The sequence below is a fragment of the Bacteroides sp. AR20 genome, from assembly GCF_964250605.1.
Classification (GTDB): Bacteria; Bacteroidota; Bacteroidia; order Bacteroidales; family Bacteroidaceae; genus Bacteroides; species Bacteroides uniformis.
Map to the genome: position 1 here is coordinate 138,108 of NZ_CAXUGK010000002.1, position 13,261 is coordinate 151,368.

Genomic DNA, 13,261 nt, shown 5'->3' on the forward strand with positions numbered 1-13,261 from the left:
ATCATAGAAAAAGAACTGATACAAAAAAGATAGCCTTGGACTTTTATTTATCCAAAGCTATCCATACAAGTACAATCCCTGCGATAGAGACGTCTACAGAATTATTTGCGAAGAGTCAACTTATCAATCCCAAAGAAACCGGTATCATGTCCCGGAGCCAGTGCAATCGACTCAATCTGCAACTCATTCTTTCCTTTTTTCAAATTGACCCGCCCAAGATTCACCAAAAGCAGAGACACTTCTCCATTGGTCAGACTGACTTCCGGAGTAATCACCTTATCATTTACACGAAGGGCAAATGTACCATAATCAGGCGCCACAGTGAACTGTATTTTCGCATAATAAGTTCCTTCCACTTCACTGTCAAAAACTAATGACAGCTTATCTCCCGGTTTAAACTCTTTCCAGTAGAGCTGCATACCCTCACTCCACAAGGGGTGGAAGTTGGTCTGCAATTCAACGGAACCCATATGCCCCGGACGAGGCTGCATGACTTCGCCCTCCACAACCAGACTCATCCCTGAACCGAAAATATCTGACGGTTGGTTGGCAACCCGTTCGCGTACATCGCTCACAAAGGGTTTTGGCTGTATTTCGCCTCCGGGAAGCATATACCAGAAGGTTATCGGAGCATAATTAAGGTGTATATTCGACCAATCGAATAACTCCATGTCAAAGCGCAGGCTCCGGGTAAACGGAATCGCATCCAAACTACGAACACGGGTATTCTGCGCCAAACCTATGTGAGCATAACAACCATCTCCTATGGGTTGGGCAACAAAAGGATGGTTTATCCACGGTTCATAGCGCCCCCAGGCATAGCCATAATAATCTTCTGTACCCGTTCCAAAGTGTGACGGAAAGGTTTCACCGTCCACATACACCTTTTCATCTCCTTCTCCCCACCAACCCAAGTTGGGGTTATAGACAGTAACCGCATCTCCCACATACACGCCCCTACCTTTAAGATCGGCAAACGTAAGGTCCTGGGCAAACTCATCGCCCCGGGCATGGATATGCGTAAACTGCTGCCATGTGGTACCAAAGTGCATGGAGCGCTCATCCCACTGCCACTTTCCACTAACTGCAGCAGCCTTGGATATCTCCACCGGCTGTTCCCCATAATTGGTCAAGGTAATCGTACAGTTCCGCTCGAAAGGCATCACCCACCATGCACTCATCACATCATCCTGCACGGCCCGCGTATACCACGTACCAGTTGCAACGGGATAATAGCCTACCCCGAAAAACTCACCGACCGGAGCCCAGACAGTTAGTTCCCCATCAAAGGCAATGGACAAGACCGTAGAGCGAAGTGCTTGGCGACGGTCATCGGCATCAATCCGCATCGAAAGACGACGAATGGCACGAGAGCCGTCAATCGTAAAACTACGGCTTTCACCCGGAGCCAGAGAAGCCGCCAGATTGAGCGTACTTTCTCTTCCCGCAAGCGGAGTATCAATACCAGGTGTTCCTTCCGACAGCTTCTTATTGACAGCAGCTATCAGCCGGGCATTCTTCTTCAACTCTTTGGCCGAGAAAGAAATCACCTTGACCGGAGAAGTATAAGTGCGGTAATTGATAGCATAGTATACAATGGTCTTACTCTCAATTTTCCCCTCCGGAGTAATCTTCAAGTCCGGCGATTCGATAGTCACCTTGCACCGCTTGGCATAAGGTATTGGCAAATATAAATTATGCCCTCTTTCTTCCATCGGAGCCTCATCGGGTACTGAAGTTGAAAGAGGTTCTCCACAAAGGACTTGTCCGCTCAATATATCACGTACATTGCCTTCAATTACCGGTTTTTCCTCATTGTCTATGTAGATACGCAGAGTCCCTTGTCCCCGATTTATGCCGGAGAAAGTCATCCAGAAACGAACTATGGCACCGGGGCCTTCGGCATCCATCATCACATATTCCGTCCTCCCTCCGTTCTCTTCCTGGCGGATAAACTGTCCTTGGTCGAAATTACCAAACCAGGCACGCTTATCCGTCATGTTATGCGAACTACGGTCGTAGCTGCTGAACTGCTTACACGTATAGGTATTTTCGGGCCAACGCGCCAGCGCGGAGCGGTCTGTCATCTCATGCAACAATGTCTTAAGAGAAATAACCGGGTCGGCCATAGCCAAACCATTACAGACAATCATCAATTGAATTACAAAAATTAATCTCTTCATAATAAAACTCTTATTTAAATTAATCAAAAACAAATGCCATTAAACTTCTTGCTATTCTTAATTCTGTCTAACTAAAGTCTCCCACCTTATTTATAATAGATTATAAGTGATATGTATTTCCCTAAGAAATTGATTGTTAACACCATTAACATTTACATAAAAACACTATTAATATATCATAGGGAACTGCTAAAAACAGCTACAATGAAGATTCCATTTGTTAACGAAGTTCTGAACCTCCCAAACCTACTTATTCATAGATATTTACGAGGTATTAAATTTTAGTTATCTAACAATATCCTTACTTCAATTCCAAATCCCGCCTAACTTGTGCTTTTATGAAATCAATGGTATTAGATTGAATTTTAATAGGTTTCTCAAGAATTAATTGTGCCATTGCTGTTGCTTCCTTTCCATCTCCTATTCTTCTATACAAAGAATAGATTTTATATAATGGAGTAAACCTGGAAGGACACATAAATGAAGCTTTTCTATAGTGACTCTCAGCCTCGATATGTTCATTTTTATCTAAATAAATATCGCCTAACAATAGTTCCAAATCATAGTCAGCCCAATAAGTTCTACATTGTAGAGCAACATTCAAACTCTCTTCCAAACAACCCTTGCCATAAAGAGCAACTGCATAATTGTATAAAAAATATGGATCATCACCCAAAATCGGCATTAAATCTTTATAATCTCTCACATTCTCATTGGTCGGGAAATAAGCTATAGCATTCCATTTGTATTCAGCATCTATCCGCATACATAGTTTATAAAAAACCACCATCCCTGCAATAATAGCAACCACACATAATATCCTCTTGACCAAAGAAGGGATTACCCATATAAAGCTACCACGTAATATCACATAAACATCAAAATACATTACAATCCAAACAAACGGATATTTTAATGGATAAGAGAACATGGAAAATACAGCTATTCCCAAAAGAGAAAGTAGTGCTACCCTTTTTTCATACTTATAGTCTTTATAATAACAAACGATAAGAAATAAGACGCCAAAGACCAATATCAGTACACCCAAAAAACCACAACTTAATGCCACATTCAAATATTCATTAAATGGAGATATTACATTGTCAGCAAGCATCGCATATTCATTATTAGGGTATTGACTCAAATAGTTTGCCTGATAGTCCATATAATGAGCCCTAAAAGCATCAAATCCATGTCCATACATAGGAGAATCTATTATCATTCTCCAAGAACAGTTCCAAATCAGCAATCGTCCATCGGCAGAATCTTTTTTCAAAAAATAACTGCCAAATAATAATGAGATAAATAGACAGCAAGTTATAATGACTTTGAAATTTATCCTTATTGGAAGACGTTTGTATAATTCTACACAAATAATAGCCATCCCCCCTATCATGCCCGACCTAGATTCAGATATAACTATTGCAAAAATAAATAGTAAAGCCAACAACTGCATTACAAATATCCAAAACCTTGAAGAGATTGATTTTATACACAATAATATAAAAGGCAAGCCAATACACAGACTAACTGCAAAACCTGCTGGATTATCAAAGCTACCAGTTATCCCATATTTATTATCAAAACGAACCAACTGTAACCATTGAGATATCCCATATAAAGCTTGAAAAGTACATACAACAACTATAATATATGACATCGTCAAAACATTAAAGTTTAAAATCTTATTATACAAACTCTTGATTGAAATAACAATCAAGTACAACACAAAAACCAAAATAGTATAACACCATTTTGGCACAATGTAAGTATCAGTCATACTATTGGAAAAAGCAAAAACACTTACGATGCATAATAAAGAAAACAGTATATACTCAATCTTACTCAGTTTCTTTATCATAAAAAATACACTCAACTTAATACCTCCTCAAATATTTTACAATAGTAGTAAAACTACAGACTCAAAATTAGCACTCAGAAATAAAATTTCTTAAGTTTCGCAAGAAAAAATAGGACCAGATAAAGGATACTAATACCCCCAACTAGTCCCAATAAGGATTTACTTGAATATGAAATCAACCAACTTTGCGGCTCCTTCAATGTCACCGAAATAAATCATATTCCCATCAGGATTTAATACGACCACTGCAGGAAAACATTTTATTCCAAATCCTTTGAGTACACTACTGTCAAAGCTTGTCGAGAAAGTAGAATAAGTATAGCCTTCATTTCTCAAAATAGAAGTACCTTCTTGATGTTCTTCCCCTTGTTTATAAGCAAATACTCCAGCGACAAGAATATCATTCTTTTCCCTATAGCGTTTATATAAATTTTCTACCATAGGCATTTTTGAATAGCAAACTCCACAGTATTTATGCCAAAAGTCCAATACCACATATTTCCCTTTTAGTTGCGACAGTTTAATCTCTTTATGCATCTCATCAAATAAAGAGTAATCAGAAGTTACTACTTTTTCTATTTTCCCAGTGAAACTCCCAAAATTCAGTTTATGAATCCACATAGAATACCCATAGTAACTCATCCATAAGGTAAAGAGGAAAGGCAGCAAAACAACAATTACTTTTAGCCAACTTCGAGATACCTTCCAATATAAATAGCCACATAAAATCCCCAGCCACCATAACAAAGAACTAGGAATAGAAATAATACTACTCTTAAAGCTATAACAACGATAAATAGTTTCTAACAATCCTACTCCCATCCATATAGCAAGAAGAATGTATTTAGGTGGCAATTTTACCCTAAACTTATATAAACAAATAACCGTCAGAAAGCCATATAGTAAGAAACCGACTAATGAACTTAAGGGAAAGCCGACTAAATTTAATAAGTTGATATAACCTGAACGACAGAAAGCAACGCCAAATAACAGCACCAAAGATATTCCACAAATAAAAATGAATATTTTTGTTCGCATTGTTCTTTCTACTATTTGCTACATAAACCATCACATCCATCACTTCCCAAAAATCCACATCCCCCATTTGTTGTACTACAAGAACGAGTAATACAATTTGATGTTGAACACGTTGTCCATATTACATTTGAACTATTACAATTACAAGTAAATTCGGATCTATTTTTTACTCCATTTAGCCCATTACTGAATTCTATCAACGCTATTCCATTCATAATTTTAATTCTATTTGCAGTCCCAACAATAGCAGAAAGCAAATCATTAGACCATCCCAATTCTTTTTGAGCAAATGCAAGCCATTTATACGTAAATATTTTAAATGCATCAAAGTCTTCTTCTGCTTTTTCAGTATTTGGAATGAGCCATTCCGAATGCATACTTAAAGCATCATAAAGTTGTTGTAAATGCTCTATCTCTTCAGTTTTCCATTCGTTATTCATCATCACATCTTCTAACTTTTCCATCCAAACTGATTGTTTTTGTTCCAATGAAAATGCTCTATAAACTGGGAGTTTCAATTTTTCACTAATCGAAAACCACTCTGTCGTTTCCATCTTCCGAATAGAAGATAAGTTTTCCTTTACCCAAGCATCCTCTGCTTCATCACAACTATAGTACACATTCTCTTCATTCTGGCAAGAGAAAAATGTCAAGAGACTTAATAGTCCAACAATAAAAAATAATTTTTTCATAATAAATTCTACTTTAAATTTTTATTCAACTTTTCCTTTTAATTTAAGTAATATCACATCTTCGTTTGCATTGGATTCTACAAAAATAGTTTTTGTAAATACGCCCTTTTATTTCTTTGTTTCAAAATCCACTTTTATCAAACTCTTACCATCAGGTTTTATAGGGGCTTTAGGCCATGTTGGAACCGTACAACCACAAGACGCTTTTACATCATAAATCACTAAAGGAGTCTTTCCCTTATTGGAAAAGATAAAATTAACACTGACACAAGGCGTCTTTTCTGATGGTATAATTCCCAGATCGATCGTTTTATTTGAAAAAAAAATCTTAGGTTTCTCTTGTCCCACTGCAGCTAAACTACACTGCAACAGTAACAACAAAATTATTTTTCTCATATAATTAAATTAACAGTAATTATCACCAAACTTAGTCACAAAAATGAAACTATAAATATTCAACATTATCAATCACTCCATAAAAAAATAGTCATCCTTCTGTTATTACAAATAAGAAAATACACTTTCTTGAATGGGCCTAATAATTTATTGAGAATATGATAAAATGATGTAACTACATAGTATGAAACATCATTTTATTCTTGATTGACAATCTAATAGTCTCAATCTACATTAATATACAAATGCATTTCACTATATTCTAACCTGATTGATAATTACACATGTTTATAATGCAAATAACCATCATCAGGAAAATTAGAATTATAGGAAAATAGTCTATTTCTTCCTTTTTATCATTTTTTTTAACATGATATTGTTTCCTAATCTCAAGGAATAATAGGACAATCCAACTAAAAAGATATACAATATCTACTAAAAATGAACTTACAGAATAAATTCGGCTTACTACCAATAAGGCTGCATATGCAACAACAATGATTATGTATAATTTACGGTATTTCCTCATAAATTATTCATTTACCATTTTGACAATTTTCAAAATCACGTTTAGCATTTGCCAAATCATCATTTAGTTTAAGATAAGCAGCTAGAACACATGCACAAGAACCAACACATGCACATGCCAAAACTGCTATAGAACATTGGCGTTCTGCACGATTACATTCAGCAGTATATTGCTCATAACATTTTAGATTCAAAATTTCACCTCTGGTTTTCACTGCTGTATACATTGGCTTTTCGAAATAATTCATAAAAAGTATTTTTCTCTCTTCTTGATTCAATTTACCATATCCAGCATCCGCTAATAAACAGTTTTTCTTTATTTCCAAACTCTGTAGTAAACTTGATAGGTTTGTTACCTCTACAATCTTTTGTATGTACTCGTCATCATTTACATTATACTTAAATTCACTTAATTCTGTATCTGACAATCTTCTTGTATATACCATAAACTGTTCCATTACCAATTTATGTTCTAATATAAAATCTAAAAACACATCCGATTCTGCAACAGACTTTATTAATAGATTTCTATCAATATCTTCTATTTTTGCAGAATAATCTGCATCAGAACTACAAGCGTAAACAAAAAGAAATACAAAAAACATAAGACTTAATGTCACTAAACAATTTACTGATTTTCTTATCATTGATTTAATTTTTACCATTATTATATTGAAATTTGGTTAAACAACAAGATACATTATTAAAACAACATATCAAATAACGTCTTAGGGCATTGAAAACCATCCCCTATTCTTAAAGAAATTCTATTATATAAATACACTCCTATTAAAACTTCAAATTCTTACTTTCTTAAAACATTTTTATCTACCTCCTTTCTTTAATATTGCAGCAATAGCATCAAAACATTTCAATATTTGCATACAACTAATATCACCACCATACCTGGGTGTCATTTTCATATGTAAAAGGTCTTTCTTCTCTTCCTCGTGTCAAATTACTCAAGAGATACAAGGCTTTATCCGGCCCACCAGAAAACTCTAAAAAATATGTTCGCGCAGTTTGTCTTCCCAAAGAAACCCATCCGTCCATTGATAAATATTTCAGTTCATATTCATCACCTTCACGGACTGAATTGTCATCTCCACGAGGAGCAAAACGAATTTTATTTATTTCTGTTTTTTTCCCAAAATCAAGGCCAACCCACGCATTGTTTAGATTTGCGGACGCATAGCATGTTAATGGATCACCATCAAATGCCATTTCCATCCGATGGCTATTATCACCATCGACCGGCGGATTTCCCATAGGAATACCTTTCAACGGATTTACTGAATCAGAAGGAGAATAAAATTCCACTTCGCTTATATCTGACCGAATGCCATCTCTCGCCAAAAAACGGACATACCGAAATTTATACACAGTATCAAGCTTCACTGTAAGATAAGAGCCTGGAGGCCTTTGGGTAATGACATGCATATCAATCGTGTTTTTGAAATCAGGCGAGTTAGAACCTTGAAACCGCCCATCAAGCAACAAATCCCTAAGAAAAATAATAATGGGAGCTTCTGTATATTTACGTTCAAGCCTCATCTTGTTTTTCTTTTGCATATTTGGACGTGCTGATATAGTATGTTTAGCCATTTCAGTCGTAAGGATAGGAGGAGCAGCGGGTATAATTCTACCCTCCTTATAATACCCAACTAAATAGACTATGTTCCTCCAGTCCATATGTTCAAATCTTGCAGTGTCATCCTTTATTTCTGCCCAATCTACCGGAATCCACTCACTATTATTAAATAGACACAAATAAGCAATATTGGTCCTTTTGGGTATATTTTCGCATCGAACTGCAATCCTTTCATTGGGGAAATATTCACCTGATACATCCTTTTCATGTTTATCAGAAAGAGAAAACGGAATACCCTTTTCTTGATTAACCTCTTCCAACTGGAGCTTTTGGGAAGCAAACATTTTCCGATAAATCTTTCCTTTCAGCTCATAAAATGTAACAAAACGGTCTCTAATAGGCATTCTATGATCTCCTCCTTCAAAATCACATGTCAACCCCGTGGTATCTACGATAAAACTCCAACAATGGTTGGTTGCACTTTTAGGTGCTTGCTTCAGATAGTCAACGCCACAAGGAATACCTATAGAACGAAGAAGATAAGTAGTAAAATAAGTTCTGTTCCAGCAGTTCCCAATACGGTTGTTCCACATATATTCAGCACTCATATCAAACAATCCCACACTTGATGTACGTATGGTAAAAAACCAGTCAGGTTTCATTATAATATTTTCGTTTATCAGCTTGTACGCTTGTAATACGTCACTTCCGATAAACAAAGAATCCAATATCTGCTCTGCCGCCTCGGCATAAGTCTCTCTCCACTCTGAAAGTGGTTCAAAAGCCACACGGTAAGGCAGTATATATTCACAGAAATCTTCAAATTTAATATATTTCCCCCATGGTTGTTTTTCCCACATACCAAAAGCATGATCAATATTCCGGATCAGATAAGAAGCTGTGATTACGTGCGAGTCGTATATAACCTTTTGATTTCGCTCCAAAAATGGAACAAACTTTTTTTGAGCTACTTCAATAGCTACATCTTCACTCATTTTCTTTTGAGCAACAGCTTGGTACAAATCCTTTATGGAATCATTTTCCGGAGAATAATACGAATAATAATCCGGCATATTTCTTATAAGAAAATGAGCTGCCTTATACTTCAAACTATCTGCAACACATTGGTTATAATGATATAAAACTTTTTCCAGTTCTACACGATTATCACCGGCAAATATTAAAGCTTTTTCCAACTGTATAGCTTCCTCTGTCTTTTTATCAGTACATGATAATAACAGAACGGGAACCAGCACAATGAATAGGAAACAACATCTACTTGAATAACTCATAAATATCTATATGTCAATAAAATTACTGTAGGAAGCTATAATACCTCCTACAGCATATAATCAATAAAGCTCCACCTCATTGATGCGTAACACCCTTCCTCCTGCATGCTGCATAGGACGGGTTATCATCAAGCGTACATAGCGTACCTGCGCCGGAGTGTCAATCATACGTGATACGACATTCTGCCGGTTTCCATCTATATTGTCAAGTGTCTTCCATTCTTCAGTCTGGCTGTTTCTGCCTTGCAGGAAGCAAGCGGAAGTAATGTACCCTTTGTCCTCACGGCCTGCATTCACCAGTTTCCAACCGCTCACAGTTTTCGCCTCACCCAAATCAAAATCCACATAGTTCAACGCACTTCCCACTTCACACCATTTGGTATCGACATCCCCGTCAACGATGCGTTCGGGCTTCTCATTATCATTAAAATAGCCGGAATAGGCGATAATCTTCGCGCCCTTCAACAGATTTTCTTTTTCCACCTCCACACTGTTCAACTCCATCTCATTGTCACGGATGGCTGTATGGAACAAGCTAGTGGCAACCTGGACGGGTTTCAGAGTTTCCTCCACCAATGTGGCAGCAAAAAGAACAACCTTTTCATTCTTCGGAAGTATAAGGCTGGCAGCACCTGCCGGAATATCAACACCGAACTTGAACATATAGGTAAACTCATAGGCCTCATCGGCTGTAGGAGAGTGGCGGTGAGTTCCCACATAAGCCACTTCGGCATCCTTCAGATAACCTTTGGTATGTCCCGAATGTCCCCACTGTCCGACAAATCCGGTATAGGAAGGTACAATGACCTCACTCTTGTTCCCTCCGCACCGGAAAGTGGCGGCATAGTCCCCGTCCGTAGCGGCAGCCAGAAAATACAGTTTATTATACTTTTTACCTTCCGGTAGAACAATAGTATCACCATTGCACGTCATTCCGTTGGCGGCATCTTTCTCGCCGAGCTGGAAAGGAATCCCGTTTACAGTCAGGGATTCGGGCAACAGTTCTGCCGCAAACGAATAACCCGACTCAAAATCAGCTTCACCGCGGAACTCGTTGAATGAGGAACATTTACAGTTATAGGACAACGGTAAAGAGGCATACTGCAATTGATAAGCGTCCTCGCCCGATGACTTCAAACGTACCTTGAATGTCTTTATAGAATAAGGCTTTATACTTACAGACAGCCCGTTTCCACTGAATTCGGCCGAACCGATACTCTTTTCAGTGCCATCCGCTTCGTAGGCACTGGCAATTTCGCCTGCAAAAGAAAGTACCGCATCCTGCACCTTCTCACCGCCTATCTCATAGACACGCACTACATACTCATCCGAGTTCTCGGCTTTCTTCAATGCCTTGATAATGACATTGCGGTTATTGGAAGAGACGAAAGAGAACTCCTTACCCAATGTACCCCTATGTTTATCGGTACGGAAAGCTTTCAGCTTCTGGTTCAATATCTCCGCCTTCTCTATGGTGACAGCCTTGTCAAGTCCACCGGCATGACCCACCAGACTGTATGTAAAGCAATGATGCCCGAAGTCCTGGCGGTTCTGGTAAGCATAATCCTTGTCTGTTTCGGGGGTATGCAGCAGGGTCAGGCGGAGGGTGTTGTCGTCCGGCTTGTCCCAGCCGTATTTGCTGTCATTCAAGACAGATATGCCATAGTTTCCACTACGGTCAGTCAAATCGGCCCAATACTGTGCATAGACTTCGTAGGCAGTCTCCGTATTGTTGCCCCGCCTCACACTTCCAAGTCCCAAATCGTAGGTGGCTTCCGTATTTGCCATGTTCAAAGGAAATTCGGCCTTCAATAAAGCATTGGACAACTGCCAGTCCACCTCATTGTAAAAGTCTATGCGGTCGGCACGGCTACCCTCATACAAACGGATGTACTGCTTGAAGAGTGACTCTCCATAACGTTTCTCGATGCAGAGTGACTTGCGCAGCTCACCATCCTCCACCAGTGTCATCTTCACATCCTCTGTGATGGAAACCGGTTCCCGGTCTATAGTCTCCTTCAAGATCTCCCAAGCAGGCCACATGTAGGACTTGTTCTGCGTGAAGAGTGCCAGACGAATGGATTTACCGGGTTTCACCAGCTCCTTGCCGTTCTTCTTGTCAAACAACGAAACGATATCACCCTTTGTATCCAGCGTTATCTTATAAATGGAATTCTCCAATGCATTGGAATCCACAGATACCCGGGTGTCAGCCGACGGACCAGAAGTACGGACATCATATACCGCATAACCGGTAGCGGGCACAATAGCCTCTATCAAGAGTCTGGCTTTACCGTCAGCATAGGACAGCAATTGGGCGGCCACTTTCCGGCCATTCATATCATATACGGTAATCCCTTTCGGTTTCTTTGGCAAGGCAAGTTCCACCTCTGCCATATCGGCAACCTGGAATCCAAGCGCATTGTAAAGCACCACCGGTATCCCTTTCACCCTGGTATCCATCTTTCTTGCCACAGCGTCAATGGAGGAAGTAAGAATACCGGAGAACTGCTTGAGGGAAATCAACTCGTCATTCCATGAGAATTCATAAGCCCGCGGTATACTTGTTCCCGTAAGGTCATCATGGAACTGATGGAAAATGAAACGCTGCCAGTTCTCAGTCAATGCAGCTCCGGGATAGGAAGCTTGGTTCAGCCATTCGGCTACAACGGAGGAGCGTTCCGCTGCATCCCCCAAAAGCTCATTCTGACGGTTGTACAGCTTCATGGCAGCCTGGGAAGTATAACATCCGGTACCGTGAATATCCATCAACAGTTCACCGTTGAACTTGGGCAGTTCCGGATGGCTTGCGTAAGGCTGGAAGTCTTTATATATCCGGTCACTCGTGGCACTGACAATCTGCAACGGACCATTGCCTTGCAGGCCTTTCTCTACGGCACGTACAGACTCCAATGTAGGTGAACCACCTATGTCTCCCGTACCGTAATAGCGGTAGACCATGTGAAGCGGAGAGTGGCCGGTCAATTCCAACAAGTCCTTGTTTTCCGACAGGTCCCCGTCCTCAAAACGTTGGTTATAATCATATCCATGAGTCATCATGATGGTAGAGCCGTCTATACCTTGCCATAAGCCGACAGTGAAAGGATATTTGTCGTTGCCGTAGAACGGTTTGTTGCGCCACTGCAACTTCTGGGAGGAGAAGCCGATCAGTCCGCAATGGGACGCAATGGCAGGAAGTGTCCAGCCAAAACCGAAACAATCCGGCAAAAAGATGTCAGTGCTTTCCACACCAAATTCCTTCCGATAATAATTCTGACCAAGCATGATGTTACGAATCGCAGACTCTATGGAAGGAACCAGTGTATCAGTGGCATCCCAGCTGGCTCCGCTGATATGCCAACGGCCGCTCTCTATGAATTTCTTCATCTCTTCGTATTGCGCCGGATAATATTCCTTCATCCAAGCATATTTCACACCTCCTTCAAAATTAAAAATATATTCCGGATACTGCTTCAGCAGAAACAGATTCTGGCTGATCGTATTCCACACATAATCCTTGATTGTGGTCTGGATATCCCAGTTCCACTGTGTGTCCAAATGTGCATCAGACACCATGTAGGCTTTCGGCTTTTGCGCCTGCACACTATTTTGAGCATAGGCACCGCCACCCAATAGCAAGGCAGATACCAATACTGCAATCTGTTTTTTCATTTTCTGTT

At 39.4% G+C, this 13,261-nt stretch carries 8 protein-coding genes; all 8 read right to left on the reverse strand.

The features are described 5' to 3' along the window. Nucleotides 1-101: 101 nt before the first annotated feature. The 8 genes from ACESTD_RS01810 to ACESTD_RS01845 all read right to left on the reverse strand — a co-directional run bounded on the left by ACESTD_RS01810 (nt 102) and on the right by ACESTD_RS01845 (nt 13,253). Nucleotides 102-2,183, reverse strand: a complete 2,082-nt coding sequence (locus ACESTD_RS01810) for a DUF2961 domain-containing protein (protein ID WP_022400922.1) — start codon at nt 2,181-2,183, stop codon at nt 102-104. A gap of 301 nt (nt 2,184-2,484) precedes the next feature. Beyond that, complete coding sequence (locus tag ACESTD_RS01815; protein ID WP_373169923.1) at nt 2,485-3,963, reverse strand: O-antigen ligase family protein; 1,479 nt, start codon at nt 3,961-3,963, stop codon at nt 2,485-2,487. Between the two features lie 240 nt (nt 3,964-4,203). Further along, nucleotides 4,204-5,082, reverse strand: coding sequence for a TlpA disulfide reductase family protein (locus ACESTD_RS01820; protein ID WP_022400925.1), 879 nt, complete (start codon nt 5,080-5,082; stop codon nt 4,204-4,206). A gap of 11 nt (nt 5,083-5,093) precedes the next feature. Then, the gene (locus ACESTD_RS01825) at nt 5,094-5,774 is read right to left on the reverse strand and encodes a bacteriocin fulvocin C-related protein (protein WP_022400926.1); all 681 of its coding nucleotides are present in this window, start codon (nt 5,772-5,774) and stop codon (nt 5,094-5,096) included. A gap of 108 nt (nt 5,775-5,882) precedes the next feature. Further along, nucleotides 5,883-6,170, reverse strand: a complete 288-nt coding sequence (locus ACESTD_RS01830; protein WP_373158621.1) for a DUF1573 domain-containing protein — start codon at nt 6,168-6,170, stop codon at nt 5,883-5,885. A gap of 536 nt (nt 6,171-6,706) precedes the next feature. Then, on the reverse strand, nt 6,707-7,345 hold the full coding sequence (locus tag ACESTD_RS01835) for a hypothetical protein (protein WP_022400929.1): 639 nt from the start codon (nt 7,343-7,345) through the stop codon (nt 6,707-6,709). A gap of 247 nt (nt 7,346-7,592) precedes the next feature. Further along, nucleotides 7,593-9,581, reverse strand: a complete 1,989-nt coding sequence (locus ACESTD_RS01840) for a hypothetical protein (RefSeq protein WP_022400930.1) — start codon at nt 9,579-9,581, stop codon at nt 7,593-7,595. Between the two features lie 60 nt (nt 9,582-9,641). Then, the gene (locus ACESTD_RS01845; protein WP_373158619.1) at nt 9,642-13,253 is read right to left on the reverse strand and encodes a glycoside hydrolase family 38 C-terminal domain-containing protein; all 3,612 of its coding nucleotides are present in this window, start codon (nt 13,251-13,253) and stop codon (nt 9,642-9,644) included. Nucleotides 13,254-13,261: the final 8 nt, after the last annotated feature.

Bases quoted from the DNA above. Each gene is read 5' to 3' on its own strand.
- ACESTD_RS01810 (WP_022400922.1), bottom strand. From the start codon at position 2,183: ATGAAGAGATTAATTTTTGTAATTCAATTGATGATTGTCTGTAATGGT.
- ACESTD_RS01815 (WP_373169923.1), bottom strand. From the start codon at position 3,963: ATGACTGATACTTACATTGTGCCAAAATGGTGTTATACTATTTTGGTT.
- ACESTD_RS01820 (WP_022400925.1), bottom strand. From the start codon at position 5,082: ATGCGAACAAAAATATTCATTTTTATTTGTGGAATATCTTTGGTGCTG.
- ACESTD_RS01825 (WP_022400926.1), bottom strand. From the start codon at position 5,774: ATGAAAAAATTATTTTTTATTGTTGGACTATTAAGTCTCTTGACATTT.
- ACESTD_RS01830 (WP_373158621.1), bottom strand. From the start codon at position 6,170: ATGAGAAAAATAATTTTGTTGTTACTGTTGCAGTGTAGTTTAGCTGCA.
- ACESTD_RS01835 (WP_022400929.1), bottom strand. From the start codon at position 7,345: ATGATAAGAAAATCAGTAAATTGTTTAGTGACATTAAGTCTTATGTTT.
- ACESTD_RS01840 (WP_022400930.1), bottom strand. From the start codon at position 9,581: ATGAGTTATTCAAGTAGATGTTGTTTCCTATTCATTGTGCTGGTTCCC.
- ACESTD_RS01845 (WP_373158619.1), bottom strand. From the start codon at position 13,253: ATGAAAAAACAGATTGCAGTATTGGTATCTGCCTTGCTATTGGGTGGC.